The 19,150-nt window shown below is 71.2% G+C and carries 19 protein-coding genes; 16 read left to right on the top strand and 3 right to left on the bottom strand.

Annotation, left to right across the window (positions count from 1 at the left end; all coding sequences use genetic code 11):
• Nucleotides 1-27: 27 nt before the first annotated feature.
• Nucleotides 28-570: a hypothetical protein gene (locus tag KVT44_RS05890; protein ID WP_067366048.1), complete on the bottom strand. Its 543-nt coding sequence runs from the start codon at nucleotides 568-570 to the stop codon at nucleotides 28-30.
• 345 nt (nucleotides 571-915) lie between these two features.
• On the opposite strand from KVT44_RS05890, the gene fmt reads away from it, so the two are divergent.
• Nucleotides 916-1,848: a methionyl-tRNA formyltransferase gene (fmt, locus tag KVT44_RS05885; protein WP_190173396.1), complete on the top strand. Its 933-nt coding sequence runs from the start codon at nucleotides 916-918 to the stop codon at nucleotides 1,846-1,848.
• 75 nt (nucleotides 1,849-1,923) lie between these two features.
• On the opposite strand, the gene KVT44_RS05880 is transcribed toward fmt, so the two are convergent.
• A complete protein-coding gene (locus KVT44_RS05880; RefSeq protein WP_190173397.1) occupies nucleotides 1,924-2,310 on the bottom strand; it encodes a peptidoglycan-binding protein in 387 nt (128 codons plus the stop codon).
• Between the two features lie 242 nt (nucleotides 2,311-2,552).
• On the opposite strand from KVT44_RS05880, the gene KVT44_RS05875 reads away from it, so the two are divergent.
• The 12 genes from KVT44_RS05875 to KVT44_RS05820 all read left to right on the top strand — a co-directional run bounded on the left by KVT44_RS05875 (nucleotide 2,553) and on the right by KVT44_RS05820 (nucleotide 15,187).
• Nucleotides 2,553-3,719 (top strand): sensor histidine kinase, encoded by a 1,167-nt coding sequence (locus tag KVT44_RS05875; RefSeq protein ID WP_217566322.1) that lies wholly within the window; start codon nucleotides 2,553-2,555, stop codon nucleotides 3,717-3,719.
• Nucleotides 3,716-4,381, top strand: a complete 666-nt coding sequence (locus KVT44_RS05870; RefSeq protein WP_190173398.1) for a response regulator transcription factor — start codon at nucleotides 3,716-3,718, stop codon at nucleotides 4,379-4,381. The genes KVT44_RS05875 and KVT44_RS05870 overlap by 4 nt, the downstream gene beginning before the upstream one ends.
• A gap of 107 nt (nucleotides 4,382-4,488) precedes the next feature.
• Nucleotides 4,489-5,931 (top strand): RsmB/NOP family class I SAM-dependent RNA methyltransferase, encoded by a 1,443-nt coding sequence (locus KVT44_RS05865; protein ID WP_190173399.1) that lies wholly within the window; start codon nucleotides 4,489-4,491, stop codon nucleotides 5,929-5,931.
• 164 nt (nucleotides 5,932-6,095) lie between these two features.
• Nucleotides 6,096-7,598 (top strand): NAD(P)/FAD-dependent oxidoreductase, encoded by a 1,503-nt coding sequence (locus KVT44_RS05860; protein ID WP_099925807.1) that lies wholly within the window; start codon nucleotides 6,096-6,098, stop codon nucleotides 7,596-7,598.
• Between the two features lie 70 nt (nucleotides 7,599-7,668).
• Nucleotides 7,669-8,496, top strand: coding sequence for an alpha/beta fold hydrolase (locus KVT44_RS05855; protein WP_190173400.1), 828 nt, complete (start codon nucleotides 7,669-7,671; stop codon nucleotides 8,494-8,496).
• A 213-nt stretch (nucleotides 8,497-8,709) separates the two neighbouring features.
• Nucleotides 8,710-9,396: a ribulose-phosphate 3-epimerase gene (gene rpe / locus KVT44_RS05850; RefSeq protein ID WP_099923794.1), complete on the top strand. Its 687-nt coding sequence runs from the start codon at nucleotides 8,710-8,712 to the stop codon at nucleotides 9,394-9,396.
• 78 nt (nucleotides 9,397-9,474) lie between these two features.
• Nucleotides 9,475-10,518 carry a sugar-binding transcriptional regulator gene (locus tag KVT44_RS05845; protein WP_099923795.1) on the top strand — a complete coding sequence of 348 codons (1,044 nt, stop codon included), beginning with the start codon at nucleotides 9,475-9,477 and terminating at the stop codon, nucleotides 10,516-10,518.
• A 68-nt stretch (nucleotides 10,519-10,586) separates the two neighbouring features.
• Nucleotides 10,587-11,018 (top strand): ribonuclease domain-containing protein, encoded by a 432-nt coding sequence (locus KVT44_RS05840; protein ID WP_308313930.1) that lies wholly within the window; start codon nucleotides 10,587-10,589, stop codon nucleotides 11,016-11,018.
• The gene (locus KVT44_RS05835) at nucleotides 11,015-11,401 is read left to right on the top strand and encodes a barstar family protein (protein ID WP_099923797.1); all 387 of its coding nucleotides are present in this window, start codon (nucleotides 11,015-11,017) and stop codon (nucleotides 11,399-11,401) included. The genes KVT44_RS05840 and KVT44_RS05835 overlap by 4 nt, the downstream gene beginning before the upstream one ends.
• A 107-nt stretch (nucleotides 11,402-11,508) precedes the next feature.
• Nucleotides 11,509-12,951 (top strand): GuaB1 family IMP dehydrogenase-related protein, encoded by a 1,443-nt coding sequence (locus KVT44_RS05830; protein ID WP_180293282.1) that lies wholly within the window; start codon nucleotides 11,509-11,511, stop codon nucleotides 12,949-12,951.
• A gap of 306 nt (nucleotides 12,952-13,257) precedes the next feature.
• Nucleotides 13,258-14,724: an amino acid permease gene (locus KVT44_RS05825; protein WP_054236818.1), complete on the top strand. Its 1,467-nt coding sequence runs from the start codon at nucleotides 13,258-13,260 to the stop codon at nucleotides 14,722-14,724.
• Nucleotides 14,725-14,734: 10 nt separating this feature from the next.
• Nucleotides 14,735-15,187: an Lrp/AsnC family transcriptional regulator gene (locus tag KVT44_RS05820; protein ID WP_015661832.1), complete on the top strand. Its 453-nt coding sequence runs from the start codon at nucleotides 14,735-14,737 to the stop codon at nucleotides 15,185-15,187.
• Between the two features lie 81 nt (nucleotides 15,188-15,268).
• On the opposite strand, the gene KVT44_RS05815 is transcribed toward KVT44_RS05820, so the two are convergent.
• Nucleotides 15,269-16,009, bottom strand: coding sequence for a GntR family transcriptional regulator (locus KVT44_RS05815; protein WP_217566320.1), 741 nt, complete (start codon nucleotides 16,007-16,009; stop codon nucleotides 15,269-15,271).
• A 212-nt stretch (nucleotides 16,010-16,221) separates the two neighbouring features.
• Between KVT44_RS05815 and KVT44_RS05810 the strand changes: the two genes are divergently transcribed.
• From KVT44_RS05810 to KVT44_RS05800, 3 genes are read left to right on the top strand one after another with little or no spacing between them, the layout of a single operon-like run.
• Entirely contained in the window at nucleotides 16,222-17,379 is a 1,158-nt protein-coding gene (locus KVT44_RS05810; RefSeq protein WP_099923800.1) for an ABC transporter substrate-binding protein, read from the top strand.
• Complete coding sequence (locus KVT44_RS05805) at nucleotides 17,376-18,287, top strand: ABC transporter permease subunit (protein WP_217566319.1); 912 nt, start codon at nucleotides 17,376-17,378, stop codon at nucleotides 18,285-18,287. The genes KVT44_RS05810 and KVT44_RS05805 overlap by 4 nt, the downstream gene beginning before the upstream one ends.
• Nucleotides 18,272-19,150: an ABC transporter permease gene (locus KVT44_RS05800; protein WP_190173402.1), complete on the top strand. Its 879-nt coding sequence runs from the start codon at nucleotides 18,272-18,274 to the stop codon at nucleotides 19,148-19,150. Before KVT44_RS05805 ends, KVT44_RS05800 begins: the two co-directional genes overlap by 16 nt.

Here is a 19,150-nt window from a genome sequence, read left to right as displayed (position 1 = left end):
TGCCGGGAGGCAGGCGAGAGGTGGGGTTCAGCCGTTGCGGGGGCCCGGGAACGCCGTGGGCCTGACCTCGTCGCGCAGGGTGGGGCTGCCCGCGGTCGGCTGGGTCGGCATGGAGCGGGCGGCGGGGACCGTCGGCACCGTGGGGATGCCCGTGTTGACGGCGACCGTGCGGGTGCCCGAGGTCTCCGTGGAGCGCTCGGCCTCGGCGGCGGCCTGCGCGGCGGCGCGGCGGGCGCCGTAACGGCGGTGCACCGCCTGCTTGGTGACCCCGAGGGCGGAGCCCACCGCGTCCCAGGAGAAGCCCAGGGAGCGGTCGAAGTCCACGGCGGCCGTGACCAGGGTCTCGACGCTGTCCCGCAGCTCCTGGGCGAGGCGGACGGTCGGGGCGGGGGCGCGTCCGTAGACGACGAAGCCCGCGGAGGGGCCGGAGCGGCGCGGGCGGTAGACATTGCCCAGTTGTGCGGTGAGCGTGCGCAGTGCGTCCACCTGCCGGCGGACCCGCTCGATGTCCCGCACCAGCAAGTGCAGGCTGGCCCGAGCCTGGGCGTCGTGGGTTGCGTGGTCGGCCATGAACAAGCCTCTCGAACCGGCGTTGAAAAGGATCGGGCCGCGATCGCGGCCCGTTGTGGTCAACTCTCACTTGACCAACGCGTTTGCGGGTGAGTGGTCACGCTGTGGGGGCGTAAGGGCATATGCACAGGGCGCGTCCGGGGGCGTACGCCCCCGGTGCGCTGTTGTCTCGCCTCGGTCTTCGGTATCTGTTCGTGTGTTCGACGTGCCGCCCGTCTGACCCCCGAACCCCCGAGCCGCCGAGCCCTCGCGCCGCATAGACTGGTGCGCTGCCCCGTACCCCGTCCGGACCGGCGGGCGTGCAGGGCCCTGAAGCGTTCCCGCCCGAGAGGCCAGCCGCCACCCATGAAGCTCGTCTTCGCAGGTACCCCCGAGGTCGCCGTTCCCGCACTGGACGCCCTGATCGCCTCCGGGCGGCACGAGGTGGCCGCCGTGGTCACGCGGCCCGACGCGCCCGCCGGCCGGGGACGGCGGCTTGTCGCGAGTCCGGTCGCCGAGCGGGCGGAGGAGGCCGGCATCGAGGTGCTGAAGCCGGTCAAGCCGCGGGACGAGGACTTTCTGACCCGGCTGAGGGAGATCGGGCCCGACGCGTGCCCCGTGGTGGCGTACGGGGCGCTGCTGCCCCGGGTCGCCCTCGACGTGCCCGCCCACGGATGGGTCAATCTGCACTTCTCCCTGCTACCCGCCTGGCGCGGCGCCGCCCCCGTGCAGCACGCGATCATGGCGGGGGACGAGATCACCGGTGCCTCCACCTTCCTCATCGAGGAGGGGCTCGACTCGGGGCCGGTGTACGGGACCGTCACCGAGGAGATCCGGCGCACCGACACCAGCGGGGACCTGCTCACCCGGCTCGCCTTCGCCGGTTCCGGCCTGCTCGTCGCGACGATGGACGGCATCGAGGACGGCACACTGAAGGCCGTACCGCAGCCTGCCGACGGCATCACCCTGGCGCCGAAGATCACTGTCGAGAACGCCCACGTCGACTGGTCCGCACCGGCGCTGCGCGTCGACCGGATGGTGCGCGGGTGCACGCCCGCGCCCGGCGCCTGGACCGTCTTCCGCGGCGAGCGGCTCAAGCTCATCCACGCCACGCCCGTGCCCGAGCGCACCGACCTCGCCCCGGGCGAACTGTCCGTCGGCAAGAACAACGTGTACGTCGGGACCGGCTCGTACGCCGTGGAACTGCTCTGGGTCCAGGCCCAGGGCAAGAAGCCGATGCGCGCGGCCGACTGGGCCCGCGGGGTGCGCATCGCCTCCGGGGAGCGGCTCGGGGCCTGACACGCGGTCGTACGGCGATGGCCCGCACCTCCCCCGGGGGTGCGGGCCATCGGGCTCCCGGCCGGCCGGGAGGGATCAGAAGGCGTGGGCGCGCAGCACCGGCCAGGTCTTCGGGCCGACCTTGCCGTCCACCGTGAGGGTGACCCCGTAGTACTTGTTGGCCAGCCGCTGGAAGTCCGCGGCCGCCGCCTGGGACTTGGTGCCGAAGACTCCGTCGATGGTGCCGGGGCTGAAGCCCGCCAGGTCGAGCAGGCACTGTGCCTCGATGCCCGCGGACGACACCCCGGTGCTCGAAGGCTGCACGGTGGTCCCCGAGTAGTGGCCGGCGTATGCCCAGTAGCCGTCGGTGCTGTAGTCGCAGGTGTACGTCGTCGCCGACGCCCCGGTCGCGGGCAGTACGGCGAGGCCGCTGCCCAGGGCGAGGGCGGCCGTGGCCAGGGCGATGTGCTTGCGCAGGGTCATGCGGGCTCCTTAGGCCCTGGGCCGGGTCCCCGGCCGGGAACCCCGAACAGCCCACGGGCCGTGTGGCTCCGCTCGATCGGCGGTGCCGCTGTGCCTGACGGTAGGAGCGGTGCCACGGCCGGCGCGTCCCGCGGCGGGTGGAACTCCCGCCCCACCGAGCGCGGTAGCCGTGAGGTTGTACAACTCCGGTGGTAACACCAGAAGTTGACGCACCGTCCGGGATCCGGGACTAGGCTGCGGCGATGCGCCTGAGGACGCCTCGGCCGTTCGTCGTCGACACACTGATCGCGCTCGCCATGACCGGGGTGGCCATGCTGCTGGGGCATGTGTCGAGGGCGGCGCAGGGCTGGCCCGAACCCGACGGGCGCGCCCACGTCCTGATCGCCCTCGCGCAGCTGCCGGTCGCCCTGCGCGGCAGGTGGCCGCTCCCCGTCTTCGCCGCCGTACAGGCCGCCTCGATCGCCTACGTCTCCTTCGGCTACTGGCCCGTGGCGTGCTTGTTCGGCCCCATGCTCGCCCTGTACACGGTCGCGGCGCACCGTCCGCCCCGGATCGCCGTCGTCTGCGCGGCCTGCGCGGTCGCGGTCTGGGGCTACGGCGGGCTGGTCGGCCACAGCCCGTCGATGGCGGTCGTCCTGGGGCAGGCGCTGCTGTACTGCTCGGTGCTGGTGCGGTTCGGCACCCTGACCCGGCACTCCGCCGAACTCACCCGCAGACTGCGTGAGGAGCAGACCGAGCGGGCCCGGCGTGCGGTCGCCGACGAGCGTGGGCGGATCGCGCGGGAGCTGCACGACGTGGTCGCGCACCACATGTCGGTGATCTCCGTGCAGGCGGGCCTGGCCCGGTTCGTCTTCGACTCCGATCCGGCCAAGGCCCGTGGCGCGCTGGGCACCATCGCGGACTCCAGCGGCGACGCGCTGGAGGAGCTCAGACGCATGCTCCAGTTGCTCCGCGAGGAGGACCCGCGGGCACCCGACGGGGCCCCGATGCCCACCCTGGCCCGGCTGGCGGAGCTGGTCGACCGGGTCAGGGCCGGCGGCGTCCCGGTCGAGCTGGCCGTCGAGGGCACACCGCGCCCACTCGCGCCGGGCGTCGAACTGTGCGCCTACCGCGTCGTCCAGGAGGCCCTCACCAACGTCCTCAAGCACGCCGGACGGGCACACGCGCGCGTGGCACTCGGTTACGGGCAGCACGAGTTGACGGTCTCCGTCACGGACGACGGAGAGGGGGTGATTCCGGACACGGTCCCGACGGGCACCGGGCACGGCTTGATCGGCATGCGCGAGCGGGCCAAGCTCTACGGCGGGACACTCAGCCTCGGCCCGCGCGCCGAGGGAGGCTTCGCGGTCGAGCTGGCTCTGCCGACCTCGGCATCGGCCACCTGGCGGGGGGACGACCGTAGGAGATGACCAGAGTGCTCGTCGTCGACGACCAGTTCCTCATCCGCGCCGGGCTCGTGGGCCTGCTGGACGCGGCGCCCGGGTTCGAGGTCGTGGGGGAGGCGGCGGACGGCGCGGAGGCCGTGCGGCTGGCCGCGAGGACCCGCCCCGATGTGATCCTCATGGACATCCGCATGCCCGGTGTGAACGGCATCGAGGCCACCGAGCGCATCCTCGCCGAGGCCCCCGACCGGGCGCCGCGCATCCTGATCCTGACCACCTTCGACCTCGACGAGTACGTGTACGGAGCCCTGCGGGCCGGGGCCTGCGGGTTCCTGCTGAAGGACTCCGGGCCCGAGCGGCTGCTCGCCGCGGTGGCCGCGGTCGACGGCGGCGACGCCCTCTTCGCACCCAGCATCACCCGCCGCCTGATCGAGGCCTTCGCCCGGCAGCACGGGCCCGCGCGGGACGCCGCGCCACCCGATCTGGGCGTGCTGACCTCGCGCGAGGTCGAGGTGCTGAAGCTGACCGCCCGGGGCCTGTCCAACCTGGAGATCGCCCACCGCCTCGGGATCAGCGAGGCCACCGTCAAGACCCACCTCAACCGCACCATGACCAAGCTCGGCCTGGACAGCCGGGCCCAGGCGGTCGTGATCGCGTACGAGACGGGACTGGTGATCCCGGGCGGCTGAGCGGCGGGCGGCCGGCCGACCAGGACACGTGGGCCGTCCGGCCGGCGACGTCCGTCCGGAAGTAGGCTGGAGGGGTCGAACCATCCAGGATCCGGAGCACCTTTTTCGTGACTGAGCAGTCCCGCGGGCCGCGCAAGCCCGGCAAGCCCTACCGCCGCCCCCAGAAGGACCCGGTCCGCATGCTCGCCTTCGAGGCGCTGCGGGCCGTGGACGAGCGCGACGCGTACGCCAACCTCGTGCTGCCGCCGCTGCTGCGGAAGGCGCGCGAGAAGGAGGGACCGGAAAAGTTCGACGGGCGGGACGCGGCGCTGGCCACCGAGCTGGTGTATGGGACGCTGCGCCGGCAGGGGACGTACGACGCCGTCATCGCGGCCTGTGTGGACCGGCCGCTGCGAGAAGTCGATCCGCCCGTGCTCGATGTGCTCAGCCTCGGCGTGCACCAGCTGCTCGGGACGCGCATCCCGACGCACGCCGCCGTGTCCGCCTCCGTCGAACTCGCCCGCGTCGTACTCGGCGACGGGCGCGCCAAGTTCGTCAACGCCGTGCTGCGCAAGGTCGCCCGGCAGGATCTCGACGCCTGGCTGGAGCAGGTCGCGCCGCCCTACGACGAGGACCCCGAGGACCACCTCGCCGTCGTGCACTCGCACCCGCGCTGGGTCGTCTCGGCGCTGTGGGACGCGCTGGGCGGCGGCCGTGCCGGGATCGAGGACCTGCTCGAGGCCGACAACGAGCGCCCCGAGGTGACGCTCGTGGCGCGGCCCGGGCGTTCCACCGCCGACGAACTCCTCGGCGTCCTCGGGGAGGAGTCCGCGTTGCCGGGACGCTGGTCGTCGTACGCCGTGCGGCTCAGCGAGGGCGGCGAGCCCGGTGCCATCGACGCCGTACGGGAGGGGCGAGCGGGCGTCCAGGACGAGGGCAGCCAGCTGGTGGCGCTCGCTCTCGCGAACGCGCCGCTCGACGGCCGAGACAAGGCGTGGCTGGACGGCTGCGCGGGCCCCGGCGGCAAGGCCGCCATGCTCGCCGGACTGGCCGCCGAGCGCGGCGCCGCGCTGCTCGCCGCGGAGAAGCAGCCGCACCGGGCGGGCCTGGTGGCCAAGGCGCTCGCGGGCAATCCCGGCCCCTACCAGGTCATCGCCGCCGACGGCACCCGTCCGCCGTGGCTGCCCGGCACCTTCGACCGGGTGCTCATGGACGTGCCGTGCACGGGTCTTGGCGCCCTGCGCCGCCGTCCCGAGGCCCGCTGGCGGCGCCGTCCCGAGGACCTGGACGGCTTCGCGCCCCTCCAGCGCGGGCTGTTGCGCACGGCGCTGGACTCCGTACGGGTCGGCGGCGTCGTCGGGTACGCGACCTGCTCGCCGCACCTCGCCGAGACCCGCGCGGTCGTGGACGACGTCCTCAAGCACTACGACGCGGGCTCCGCCGAACTCCTCGACGCCCGCCCGCTCCTGCCCGGCGTCCCGGCGCTGGGCGACGGCCCCGACGTACAGTTGTGGCCGCATCTGCACGGTACGGACGCCATGTATCTGGCGCTGATCCGCCGGACGGCGTGACCTCTCCCAGCGCCGAGAACAGCCAGAAGGCGTACCCTTTCTCGTATTCGGAGAAAAGGCCGGAGCGGAGTAGGACGAGGCGTGGTAACCCCCGTCCGAGCGCAATATGAGAGCCATCGCCTGATCCTCCGAGTTCACCATTCTCGTATTTGAGGGCGTGAATGATGGCAGCGCGTGTGGATCCCGATCGTTCCGAGTGGGACGTCATCGTCCTGGGCGGCGCCGCGGCCGGGGAGAACGCGGCTCAGTACGCCACGCAGTTCTCCGGTCTGGACGCGGTGCTGGTCGAGGCGGAGTTGCTGGGCGGCGAGTGCTCGTACTGGGCCTGCATGCCCAGCAAGGCCCTGTTGCGCCCGGCCGAGGTGCTGGACGGCGGACGGCATGTGCCGGGTGTGTCCTCGCTGTTGACGGGGCGCGAGCTGGACGTGCGGGCGGTACTGGCCCGCCGGGACACCGTCGTGAACGGCCTCGACGACTCCTCGCAGATCAACTGGGCGCTCGGCGTCGGCATCGATGTCGTGCGCGGGTACGGGCGGCTCGCCGGGGAGCGCGCGGTGGCGGTGGAGACGGCGGCCGGCGGCACCCGCGTGCTGACCGCACGGCACGCGGTGGTGATCGACACGGGCTCCTGCACCACCGTGCCGACGATCCCCGGCATGAGCGAGGCACGCCCGTGGACGTCCCGCGACGTCACCAATCTGCGCGAGGTGCCACGCCGGGTCGTGGTGCTGGGCGGTGGGGTGGTCGCGTGCGAGGCGGCCACCTGGCTGAAGCCGCTGGGCGTCGAGGAGTTGAGCGTCGTGTACCGGCGCACCGGCCTGCTGGCCCGGGCGGAACCCTTCGCCGGGCGCATGGTGGCTGACCGGTTGACGGACGCGGGGGTGCGGCTGCTTCCCGGCAGGTCGGTCACCGAGGTGCGGCGCGACGATCCCCGTGACACGGGAGTCGGGCTGCCGCACGGCGGCGAGGTCACTGTCCGGCTGGACGACGGGAGCACGCTCGTCGCCGACGAACTGGTGCTCGCCACCGGCCGTACGCCGAACACCCAGGACATCGGCCTGTCGTCGGTGGGATGCCCCGACGGCGGCTTTCTGGAGGTCGACGACGAGCAGGCCGTACGGGCGGTGGACGGGCACTGGCTGTACGCGGTCGGTGATGTCTGCGGACGCGCGCTGCTGACCCACATGGGCAAGTACCAGGCGCGGATCGCCGGTGAGGTGATCGCCGCCCGTGCCACGGACGGGCGGGTGGACGGAGCGGGGAGCGGTGTGCCGGGCTCCGCCGACGGACATCGGGGCAACCCGCAGGTGACGTTCACCGACCCGGAGGTCGGATCGGCCGGCATGACCGAGCGGGCCGCGCGCGCGGCGGGACTCGACGTGGCGACGGTCGAGTACGACATGGCCGCGCTGGCCGGCACGTATGTGCTGCGCGAGGACTACCTGGGGCGCGCCAAACTCGTCGTCGACCGGGGTACCGACACGGTGGTGGGCGCGACGTTCGTCGGCTCGGGCGTCGCGGAACTCGTCCACTCCGCCACGACGGCCATCGTCGCGAGAGTGCCGCTTCCCGTGCTGTGGCATGTCGTGCCCAGCTACCCCACCGCGAGTGAGGTGTGGCTCCGCCTGCTGGAGGCGTACCGCGCGGAAAAGCGGCGTGTCGGGTAGCGTGAAATTCCTGTCATGCATTTCAGTCGATCAGGGATCCCGCACGTAACTCGATCGAAAGAAATATGCCATGCCTTTCATTTCCACGAAGGATGACACGGAAATCTATTACAAGGACTGGGGTACGGGGCAGCCGGTCGTGTTCAGTCATGGCTGGCCGCTGAACGCCGACGCCTGGGATCCCCAGGTCCGCATGATGGCCGAAAACGGCTTCCGTGCGATCGCGCACGACCGCCGCGGCCACGGACGCTCAGGCCAACCGTGGGACGGAAACGACCTGGACACGTACGCGGACGACCTGGCGCAGTTGATCGAGGCCCTCGATCTGCGCGACGTGATCCTGGTCGGCCACTCCACCGGTGGCGGCGAGGTGACGCGCTACATCGGCCGCCACGGCACGGGACGAGTCGCCAAGGCCGTCCTCCTCGGCGCGATCCCCCCGCTGATGCTCAAGACGGAAGCGAACCCCGAGGGGCTGCCGTTGGAGGTCTTCGACGAGATCCGCAAGGGCGTCGCGACCGACCGCTCGCAGTTCTACGAGGACCTCAGCGCGCCCTTCTACGGCGCCAACCGGCCCGGTTCGCAGGTGTCCCAGGGCACGCGGGACGCGTTCTGGCTGTGGTCCCTGCAGGTGGGCATCAAGGGCTCGTACGACTGCGTCAAGGCGTTCTCCGAGACCGACCTCACCGAGGACCTGAAGCGGTTCGACATCCCCACCCTGATCGCGCACGGCGACGACGACCAGATCGTGCCCATCGTCGCGGCCGCGGAGAAGTCCTCGAAAATCGTCAAGGACGCCACGCTGAAGGTGTACCCGGGTGCCCCGCACGGCCTGTCGATGGTCGCCCCGTTCAAGGACGTCTTCGACGCCGACCTGCTGGCCTTCGCCCGCGGCTGAGGAACCGGGCGGCACCCGGACCGTGCGGGGCGCGACACCCGCGCAACGGTCGCGGTGCCGCTTTGGCGCCGCCCCGGTGCGGCTCGGGCACGGCGCATGTATGGCGCATGTATGGCGCATGTATGGCGGAGGTATGGCGCCGGTATGTCTCAGGTACGGTCCAGGAGCCGGACCGAGGAGAGCAACCGGCCCGGGGCATGGCAGGCTTGGGGCATGGCCGTGCAGATCAACCCCAGCATTCTGTCCGCGGACTTCGCCCGTCTTGCCGAGGAGGCACAGGCGGTGGAGGGCGCGGACTGGCTCCATGTCGACGTCATGGACAACCATTTCGTCCCGAACCTCACGCTCGGTGTGCCGGTAGTGGAGTCCCTGGCCCGTGCGACGGACACGCCGCTGGACTGCCATCTGATGATCGCGGACCCTGATCGGTGGGCACCCCAGTACGTGGAAGCGGGTGCCGGTTCCGTCACCTTCCACGTCGAGGCGGCCGCCGCGCCGGTTCGGCTCGCCCGCGAGATCCGGGCCAAGGGCGCCCGCGCCTCCATGGCGCTCAAGCCCGCGACCCCCATCGAGCCGTACGAGGATCTGCTCCCCGAGCTCGACATGCTGCTGATCATGACGGTCGAGCCCGGTTTCGGTGGCCAGGCGTTCCTGGACATCATGCTGCCGAAGATCCGCCGCACCCGTGAGTTGATCAGCAAGCACGGCCTCGAGCTCTGGCTTCAGGTCGACGGCGGTGTGTCGGCGTCCACCATCGAGCGGTGCGCGGAGGCGGGCGCGGACGTCTTCGTCGCCGGTTCGGCCGTGTACGGGGCCGCTGATCCGGCCCAGGCGGTACGTGCATTGCGCACCCAGGCTCACGGCGCGACGGCCCATGCGGCGTGGGCGTGCGACCACTGACCAACGGGAACGTGAACGCCGCCCATCAGGGCTGATCGAGTACGCCGGATCTGCAAGGATGAACGGCGAATCCAGAGTGTGAACAGCAGTGAGGAGATCGCCGTGTCGGGTATGTCGGCGGGCCGGTCAGCCATGCGGATGGGACCCGCTGAGCTGGTGCAGGCGGCGGCCATGGCCCGCCGCTTCTACCTCGAGGGCAAATCCAAGATCCAGATCGCCGAGGAGTTCGGCGTCAGCCGCTTCAAGGTGGCCCGGGTCCTGGAGACCGCCCTCGAACGGGATCTCGTGCGGATCGAGATCCGGGTGCCCGCCGAGCTGGACGCGGAGCGCTCCGACGCGCTGCGCGCCCGCTACGGCCTGCGGCACGCCGTCGTGGTCGAGTCCCCGGCCGAGGCCCAGGAGTCGCCCGACCCCGAGAACCTCGGTGAAGTCGCCGCCGACCTGCTCGGTGAGCTGGTCAACGAGGGCGATGTGCTGGGCCTGGCCTGGGGCCGCTCCACCATCCACATGGCGGCGGCGCTCGACCGGCTCCCGCCGTGCACGGTGGTGCAGCTGACGGGCGTGTATGACGCCGGGACCGCGGAGCGCGGGTCGGTGGAGGCGGTACGGCGCGCCGCGCAGGTGTCGGGCGGCGACGCCCACCCCATCTACGCGCCGATGCTGCTGCCCGACGCGGCCACCGCGGCCGCGCTGCGCAGCCAGACCGGGATCGCCCGTGCCTTCGAGTACTTCGACAAGGTCACGGTCGCCTGCGTGTCGATCGGCTCCTGGGAGCCCGGCATCTCGACGGTGCACGACATGCTCACCGAGGAGGAGCGCGCCCACTACGCCACCCTCGGTGTCGCCGCCGAGATGTCCGCGCACCTCTTCGACGCCGAGGGGCGGCGGGTCGGCCGTGACCTGGGCGAGCGGTGCATCACCGTCGAGGCCGACCGGCTGCGGCGCATCCCTGAGGTCGTGGCGATCGCGGGCGGACAGCGCAAGGCCGCCGCCATCGACGCGGTGCTGCGGTCCGGGCTCGTCACCAGCCTGGTGACGGACACGTCCGCCGCGGACTATCTGATGACAGCGGGCGCGACTCCCCGACCCGCCCTGAACCGGGCGGACCCGGACGGTCCGTGACCCGTCAGGAGGCGCTTCGGGGTATCGGCGCGCCGCGTGGAGGGGGGCGTGGCAGCATCGGCGGCATGGTGGTGGTGCGGTGGGTGCCCCGGGCGCTCGTGGGCCTGTTTCTGTGTTTCGGCGTGCTCCTGACGGGCTGCTCGTCGACGGAGTCGGCCGGTGCGGGTGCGGTGACGGGACTCCCGTCGGCGGCCCGTTCGGCGGTTCCGTCCTGGGCCCACGGGATGGGGACGCTCGACGCGGCCCGGCTTCCCGCCGAGGCCCGCACGACGCTCGCCCTCATCGACAAGGGCGGCCCCTTCCCGTACGCCAGGGACGGCATCGTCTTCGGGAACTTCGAGGGCATGCTGCCCAAGCACCAGCGCGGCTATTACCACGAGTACACGGTCAAAACCCCCGGCGCATACGATCGGGGAGCCCGTCGCATTGTCACCGGGCAGGGCGGTGAGATCTACTACACCGATGATCACTACAAGTCGTTCAGGGCGGTGCTGAGATGACGGACGGCCCGTTGGCGGAGGTGTTCCGCGCGGCGCGCGCGGTCGGATGGCAGGTCAGCGTCCTCGACCTCAGCGGAGTCTCGGACAAGGCGGCCTTCATGGAACGCTGCGTCCGCGCCCTCGACCTGCCCGAATGGTTCGGCCGGAACTGGGACGCGCTCGCGGACTGCCTGGGCGACCCCGACTGGGGGCCCGCCAGCCCGGGCCGCGTCATCCTGGTGAGTGGCTGGCGGCACTACGCCAAGGCCCGCCCCGACGAGTGGGAGATCGCCCAGGAGGTGCTGGAATCGGCCACCGGGCACTACGAGGAGCACGACGCCACGCTGTCGGTGGTCCTCTCGCTTGGAGGATCCGACCAACTGCCCCCTGACCAGCCTGGATGATCTGTCCGGGCATCACATACAGGTCGCCATGGGACAATGAAGTACGTGCTCTTCCCCCTGGCTGACCTGTCCGGGGGCCACCTCTGATCGACTGGGATGTGCAGCACGTGCGTTTCCTCAACGACATCCAGCCTCCGTACGACCTGACGTACGACGACGTCTTCATGGTCCCCAGCCGCTCCGCGGTCGGCTCCCGGCAGGGCGTGGACCTCAGTGCCCCGGACGGCACGGGCACCACGATCCCCCTGGTCGTCGCCAACATGACCGCGATCGCGGGCCGCCGGATGGCCGAGACCGTCGCCCGCCGGGGTGGTCTCGTGGTCATCCCGCAGGACATTCCGATCGAGGTCGTCACCGAGGTCGTCTCCTGGGTCAAGGGACGCCACCTGGTGCTCGACACCCCCATCGTCCTGGCCCCCCACCAGACCGTCGCCGACGCGCTGGCGCTGCTGCCCAAGCGCGCCCACAACGCGGGCGTCGTCGTCGACGAGGACGGCCGTCCGATCGGCGTGGTCACCGATGCCGACCTCACCGGCGTGGACCGGTTCACGCAGCTGGCCGAGGTCATGTCCCGGGACCTGCTGCTCCTCGACGGCGACATCGAGCCGCGCGAGGCGTTCAACAAGTTGGACGGCGCAAACCGCCGCTACGCCCCGGCCGTGGACGCCGAGGGCAAGCTCGCCGGCATCCTCACCCGCAAGGGCGCCCTGCGCGCCACGCTCTACACCCCGGCCACCGACGCCGCCGGCAAGCTGCGCATCGCGGCCGCCGTGGGCATCAACGGCGATGTCGCGGGCAAGGCCAAGCAGCTCCTCGACGCGGGCGTCGACACGCTCGTCATCGACACCGCGCACGGCCACCAGGAGTCGATGATCAGCGCGATCAGGACCGTGCGCGCGCTCGACCCGCGAGTCCCGATCGTCGCGGGCAACATCGTCGCCGCCGAGGGCGTCAAGGACCTCATCGACGCGGGCGCGGACATCATCAAGGTCGGCGTCGGCCCCGGCGCCATGTGCACCACCCGCATGATGACCGGCGTCGGCCGGCCGCAGTTCTCGGCCGTCCTCGAGTGCGCCGCCGAGGCGAAGAAGTACGGCAAGCACGTGTGGGCCGACGGCGGCGTCCGTCACCCGCGCGACGTGGCCATGGCGCTGGCCGCGGGCGCGTCCAACGTGATGGTCGGTTCCTGGTTCGCGGGGACGTACGAGTCCCCGGGCGACCTCCAGCAGGACGCCGACGGGCGCCTGTACAAGGAGTCGTTCGGCATGGCGTCCGCGCGCGCGGTCCGCAACCGTACGAGCGAGGAGTCGGCGTACGACCGCGCCCGCAAGGCCCTCTTCGAGGAGGGCATCTCCACCTCGCGGATGTTCCTCGACCCGGGCCGCCCGGGCGTCGAGGACCTGATCGACTCGATCATCGCGGGTGTCCGCTCCTCCTGCACCTATGCGGGCGCGGGCTCCCTGGAGGAGTTCGCCGAGAACGCGATCGTCGGCATCCAGAGCGCGGCCGGCTACGCGGAGGGCCAGCCCCTGCACGCCAGCTGGAGCTGACCCTTTCCACCGTCGTACGGCCCCCGTGGTGCGCCCACGGGGGCCGTCGGCGTACCTGCCGCGGATCGCCGTGCGGGGGCGTGCGCAACCATCGAAAGGCCCCGCGCAACGAACACGCGCCGAGGTGCGATGAACGCAACGATCTTGCGGAGATGCGCAAGGTTGCTGCATTACGCCCGTGAAGCCCGGACTCGTAGGGTCAAGCGCTGTACATGGCGTGGCGGGGACCCCGCTCGGTGGGTCCCTGCTGCCAGGGGTGCCGCCGGTCCCCGCCGTATCGACCGGCAGCGATGAAGGAGCCACCGCGTGCTCGATCAAGGCGCACCCCCGCAGTCCCGCACAGAGTCCGCCGCACCGTCCCCGGGTGTCGGCGCACGCCTTATGCGCCGCAAGCCCGTGGAACGCCTGGTGGCCGAGGGCGGCCAGGGCGAGGGAGGCTCGCTCAGGCGCTCCCTCGGGCTGTGGCAGCTCACCATGATCAGCATCGGTGCCACCCTCGGTACCGGCATCTTCGTGGTCCTCGGTGAGGCCGTCCCCAAGGCCGGACCCGCGGTCACCCTCTCCTTCGTGATCGCCGGCCTCACGGCGCTCTTCTCGGCCCTCTCGTACGCCGAGCTGGCCGGCACCATCCCGGTCGCCGGCTCCTCGTACTCGTATGCGTACGCAACGATGGGTGAGCTGATCGCCTGGATCTGCGGCTGGTGTCTGGTCCTGGAGTACGGCGTGTCGGTGGCCGCCGTCGCGGTCGGCTGGGGCGAGTACCTCAACGAACTGCTCGCCGGCACGATCGGCGTCACCATCCCGAACGCGCTCTCCGCACCTCCCGGCGACGGCGGCATCTTCAACCTGCCGGCCCTGATCGTCGTACTGCTCGCCATGGCCTTCCTGCTCGGCGGCGCCAAGGAGTCCGCACGCGCCAACACGATCATGGTGGCCGTGAAGATCGTCGCGCTGCTGCTGTTCTGCGCGATCGGCATCCAGGGCTTCAAGTCCGGCAACTACGAGCACTTCATGCCGCTCGGCATGGCGGGCGTCAGCGCCGCAGGTGCCACGCTGTTCTTCTCGTACATCGGCTTCGACGCCGCCTCCACCGCGGGTGAGGAGGCCAAGGACCCGCAGCGCGACCTGCCGCGGGCGATCATGCTCTCGCTGGTCATCGTGACGGCGCTGTACGTCGTCGTCGCGGCCGTCGCCGTCGGCGCCAAGCCCTGGCGGAAGTTCAACGACTCGGAGGCCGCGCTCGCCGAGATCATGAAGAACGTCACCGGGCAGACCTTCTGGGGCACGCTGCTCGCCGCCGGTGCCGTCATCGCCATCGCCAGCGTCGTCCTGACCGTGCTCTACGGCCAGACCCGCATCCTCTTCGCCATGTCCCGCGACGGGCTCGTGCCCAAGGTGTTCTCGCGCGTCCACCCGAAGACCGGCGCGCCCCGCGCCAACACGGTGATCGTCTCGCTGTTCTGCGGTGTCCTCGCCGCCGCGATCCCGCTCGGCCAGCTCGCCGACGCCACCAGCATCGGCACCCTCTTCGCCTTCGCGCTGGTCAATGTGGCTGTCGTGGTGCTGCGCCGGACGCGCCCGGAGATGCGGCGCACCTTCCGGGTGCCGTTGTCGCCGGTGCTGCCCGCGATCGGCTTCGCCCTGTGCGTGTGGATGATGGGCAGCCTTTCGGCCGTCACCTGGGTGGTCTTCGGAGTCTGGATGGCCGCCGGGCTCGTGTTCTACTTCAGTTACGGCTACCGCCGCTCCCGTCTCGCGCCATCAGAAAAGTGAAACACCCGCAGTGCTGAACGATCTCGACGAACGCATCGTGCACGCCCTCGCCGAGGACGCCCGTCGCTCCTACGCCGACATCGGCCAACTGGTCGGCCTGTCCGCGCCCGCCGTGAAGCGCCGGGTGGACCGGCTGCGGGCCACGGGTGCCATCACCGGGTTCACCGTGCGGGTGGATCCGGCGGCGCTGGGGTGGGAGACGGAGGGGTTCGTCGAGATCTACTGCCGGCGGAACACCTCGCCGGAGACCATTCAGCGGGGGCTGGAGCGGTATCAGGAAGTGGTGGCCGCGTCCACCGTCACCGGTGAGGCGGATGCGGTGGTGCAGGTGTTCGCTTCTGACATGCGGCATTTCGAGCGGGTGTTGGAGCGGATCGCTGGGGAGCCGTTCGTTGAACGGACCAAGTCGGTGCTGGTGTTGTCTCCGTTGCTGCGGCGGTTTTCGTCGGGGTCGCCTACGTAGGGGGCACGGCGATTCGTAGGCGGCTGCGGGTTCGTTGTGGCTGGCCGCGCAGTTCCCCGCGCCCCTTCGGGGCGCTCCACCTCACTCCGCTGTTTTGCGGGCCAACGCGTTGTTGCCGATCGAGTTGTGGACGCTGAAGCTCACCGCGTCCGAGCGGTAGCGGTCGTCGGACCATTCCACCGGGCGGCCTTCGCGGGTGGTGGTGACGCGGCGGACCCTCAGGAGGGGACTGGTGCGGCGGACGCCGAGGAGTTCGGCGTCCTGCGCGCCCGCCGCCACCGCGTCGATGACGTGCTCCCCGTAGGCGAAGACCAAGCCGGTGTCCTCGTAGAGCCGCTGGGTGACCGAGGGGCAGTCGGGCTCGATGGCCTCGACGGCGGAGGAGATCCAGTCCGCGTACACGGTCCGCTCCAGGAGGACCGGCTCGCCGTCCAGGCCGCGGACCCGCAGGACGTGCAACACCGGTGTCTTCTCGGGGAGTTGGAGGCGCCCGGCGTCCTCCGTGGTCGCCGGGCGGTGCTCCTGCTCGACGACGTGTCCCGTCGCCTCCCGGCCCATCGCGCGGGCCCACTGGGCGAAGCTGCGCAGTTCGGCGAAGCTCTGGCTGCGGCGGCTGGCGAGGACCACCCGGCGGGCGCCCTGGCGGGAGCCGATGAGGCCCTCGGCGGTCAGGGCCGCGACGGCCTGGCGGACCGTGCCGCGTGCCACGCCGTACTGGGCCGCGAGGTCCGTCTCCGCGGGCAGCAGACTGCCCACCGTGTACTCCTCGCGGTCGATGGCGCGCCGCAGCTCGTCGGCGATCTCCTCGTGTCGCGCCGGCATGCTTCCCCTCTGACTCGACTGCTGTGCACAGCGTGACCAGCCTAATCGAGATCCGAACGTGATCGGCGCGGGCCGGGATTGTGCAGGGAATCAAGGGTCACGGTTTCGCCAAAGTTTACGAACAGGACACCAACGCCGGGCCTACTGGGGCCAACTTGTTCAGACAAGTTCTCCGCACTACCCGAACCCTCGTGCGTACTCCTGGAGAGACCGTGACCGTGTTCCTGCCGAGGACCGCCGTCCTCACCGGCGGCCTCGCCGTCGCCGCCGCCCTCGCCCTCAGCGCCTGTGGCGCGGCCCCCGACGACAAGTCGACCACCGCCGACGGCAAGAGCGCGGCCACCGCGACCTCCGCCGCGGACTTCGGCGGCCTCGACGCCCTGGTCAAGGCCGCCAAGAAGGAGGGCACGCTGCACGCGATCGCGCTGCCCCGTGACTGGGCCAACTACGGCGCCCTGATCGACGGCTTCAAGAAGAAGTACGGCATCAAGATCGAGGTGGAGAACCCGGACGGCTCCAGCCAGGACGAGATCAACGCCGTGACGTCGAGGAAGGGGCAGGACCGCGCCCCGGACGTCCTCGACCTGGGCAGCTCGTTCGCGCTCAGCGCCGCCCAGCAGGGGCTGCTCGCGCCCTACAAGGTGACCGCCTTCGCCGACATCCCCGAGGGGCAGAAGGACGCGCAGGGCCGCTGGTTCAACGACTACGGCGGCTACATCTCCATCGGCTGCGACGCCAAGAAGGTCAAGGAGTGCCCGAAGACCTTCAAGGACCTGCTCAAGCCGGAGTACAAGGGCCAGGTCGCCCTCAACGGCAACCCCACCAAGTCCGGTTCGGCCTTCGGTGGTGTCTACGCGGCCTCGCTGGCCAACGGCGGTTCGTTCGACGACATCCAGCCCGGCCTGGACTTCTTCGCCAAGCTGAAGAAGAACGGCAACTACACGCCCGTCGAGTCGACCCCGGCCACCGTCGAGAAGGGCGAGACCCCGATCAGCATTGACTGGGACTACCTGAACGCCGGTTACGCCGACGAGTTCAAGTCCAAGGGCGTCGACTGGAAGGTCGCCATCCCCTCCGACGGCCAGTACGCCCAGTACTACTCCCAGGCCGTCAACAAGGGCGCCCCGCACCCGGCGGCCGCCCGCCTGTGGCAGGAGTACCTCTACAGCGCCGAGGGCCAGAACCTCTGGCTCAAGGGCTACGCCCGTCCGGCCCTGATGACCGCCATGCAGACGGCCGGCACCCTCGACAAGACCGCCGCCGCCAAGCTCCCCGCGGTCTCCGGCACGCCGAGCTTCCCGACCGAGGCCCAGCAGGCCAAGGCCAAGACGGTCCTCGCGCAGGGCTGGGGCAAGGCCGTCTCCGGATGACCACCGTCCTCACCGAGGCCGAGGCCGACGTGACGCCCGCCGCCGCCGCTTCCCAGCGGCGGCGGCGCCGCACCCCCGGCTGGCTCGCCGTGCTCCCGCTGCTCGTCTTCGTCGCGATCGCCTTCGGCATCCCCGCCCTGGCCATGCTGAACGGCGCCTTCACCGTCAAGAACCAGACGACCGGCGCCACCTCGTACACCACGGCCAACCTGACCGACTCGCTCCAGGGCGCCTACCTCACCGCCCTGATCGGCAGCGTCAAGCTGTCCGCGGTCTCCGCGGGCATCGCGACCGTCCTCGGACTGCCGCTCGCCCAGGCCGTGGTGACCTCCCGCTTCCGCGCCCTGCGCGAGGCGGTCCTCACCGCGTCCGGCGTCCTCGCCAACTTCGGCGGCGTCCCGCTGGCCTTCGCGTTCGTCGCCACCCTAGGCAACGCGGGTGTCCTGACCGAGCACCTGGGCCTGAAGGACAAGGGCTGGAACCTCTACAGCTTCTGGGGCCTGGTCATCGTCTACCTGTACTTCCTGATCCCGCTGATGGTCCTCACCATCACGCCCGCCCTGGACGGCCTGCGCTCCCAGTGGCGCGAGGCCGCACAGAACAACGGCGCCACCGGAATCCAGTACTGGCGGCACATCGCCCTCCCCGTCCTCACGCCCTCCCTGCTCGGCGGCCTCGTGCTGCTCTTCGGCAGCGCCTTCGCCGCGTACGCCACCGCGGCGGCCATGGTGGGCAGCGCGGTCCCGCTGGTCACCCTGCAGATCGCCGACGCCATCTCCGGCAACGTCCTGGTCGGCCAGGAGAACGTGGCGCTCGCCCTCAGCCTCGACATGGTCCTCATCGCGGGCCTGGTCATGGCCGTGTACCTGCCCCTGCAACGACGGAGCGCGCGATGGCTGGAAGCCTGAACAATCCCGCTCGGGTCCTGAAGCCCGCCCGCGGGGCGAACAAGTCCGTACGCGTACGTCCCTGGCGCGGGGTCGTCCTCGTCTGCGCCGGGCTCTACTTCCTGGTCCCGCTCGCCGCGTCCGTGATCTTCACGGTCGACGTGCCGAACCAGGGGATCACCTTCGACGCGTACCGCCAGATCGTCTCCGCCGACGGCTTCGGCTCCAGCCTGCTGCTCTCCCTGGAACTGGCCGCCGCCACCATCGCCGTGGTCCTGCTGCTGATGGTGCCCGCGATGGTCGCGCTGCGGCTCGGCGCGCCCAGGCTGCGCCCGGTGGTGGAGGTGATCTGCTCGCTGCCGCTGGTCGTCCCGCCGATCGCCTTCGTCGCCGGGATCGCCACGGTCCTCAAGTGGGGCCCCGAACACCTCTCCCGCACCCCGCTCTTCGAGACGTTCGTGGCCCTCCAGAACCCCGACTTCCCCGTAGTGCTCGTCCTCGCGTACGTCGTGATGGCGCTGCCGTTCGTGTACCGGGCCCTGGACGCCGGGCTGCGCGCCGTCGACGTGCGCACCCTCGTCGAGGCCGCGCGCAGCTGCGGGGCGAACTGGCCGCAGGCGCTGGTACGGGTCGTGCTGCCCAATCTGCGCGGGGCGCTGCTCAACGCCTCCTTCCTCACGCTGGCCCTGGTGCTCGGCGAGTTCACCGTCGCCCAGCTGCTCGGCTTCCAGCCCTTCGCCGTGTGGATCTACAGCGTCGGCGGCTCGCAGGCCCAACTCTCCGTCGCCGTCTCCGTGCTCAGCCTGCTCGTCACCTGGGCCCTGCTCCTCTCGCTCGCCGGGCTCGGCGGGCGCTCCCGTTCCGCTTCCGCCTCCCGGGGATGA

It is taken from the genome of Streptomyces sp. GbtcB7, from assembly GCF_019091445.1.
In the GTDB taxonomy this organism is placed as follows: Bacteria; Actinomycetota; Actinomycetes; order Streptomycetales; family Streptomycetaceae; genus Streptomyces; species Streptomyces mirabilis.
This window is presented reverse-complemented; position numbering and strand designations above follow the sequence as displayed.

Bases quoted from the DNA above. Each gene is read 5' to 3' on its own strand.
- fmt (WP_190173396.1), top strand. From the start codon at position 916: ATGAAGCTCGTCTTCGCAGGTACCCCCGAGGTCGCCGTTCCCGCACTG.
- KVT44_RS05815 (WP_217566320.1), bottom strand. From the start codon at position 16,009: ATGCCGGCGCGACACGAGGAGATCGCCGACGAGCTGCGGCGCGCCATC.
- KVT44_RS05875 (WP_217566322.1), top strand. From the start codon at position 2,553: ATGCGCCTGAGGACGCCTCGGCCGTTCGTCGTCGACACACTGATCGCG.
- KVT44_RS05860 (WP_099925807.1), top strand. From the start codon at position 6,096: ATGGCAGCGCGTGTGGATCCCGATCGTTCCGAGTGGGACGTCATCGTC.
- KVT44_RS05870 (WP_190173398.1), top strand. From the start codon at position 3,716: ATGACCAGAGTGCTCGTCGTCGACGACCAGTTCCTCATCCGCGCCGGG.
- KVT44_RS05855 (WP_190173400.1), top strand. From the start codon at position 7,669: ATGCCTTTCATTTCCACGAAGGATGACACGGAAATCTATTACAAGGAC.
- KVT44_RS05890 (WP_067366048.1), bottom strand. From the start codon at position 570: ATGGCCGACCACGCAACCCACGACGCCCAGGCTCGGGCCAGCCTGCAC.
- KVT44_RS05880 (WP_190173397.1), bottom strand. From the start codon at position 2,310: ATGACCCTGCGCAAGCACATCGCCCTGGCCACGGCCGCCCTCGCCCTG.
- KVT44_RS05800 (WP_190173402.1), top strand. From the start codon at position 18,272: ATGGCTGGAAGCCTGAACAATCCCGCTCGGGTCCTGAAGCCCGCCCGC.
- KVT44_RS05835 (WP_099923797.1), top strand. From the start codon at position 11,015: ATGACGGACGGCCCGTTGGCGGAGGTGTTCCGCGCGGCGCGCGCGGTC.
- rpe (WP_099923794.1), top strand. From the start codon at position 8,710: ATGGCCGTGCAGATCAACCCCAGCATTCTGTCCGCGGACTTCGCCCGT.
- KVT44_RS05805 (WP_217566319.1), top strand. From the start codon at position 17,376: ATGACCACCGTCCTCACCGAGGCCGAGGCCGACGTGACGCCCGCCGCC.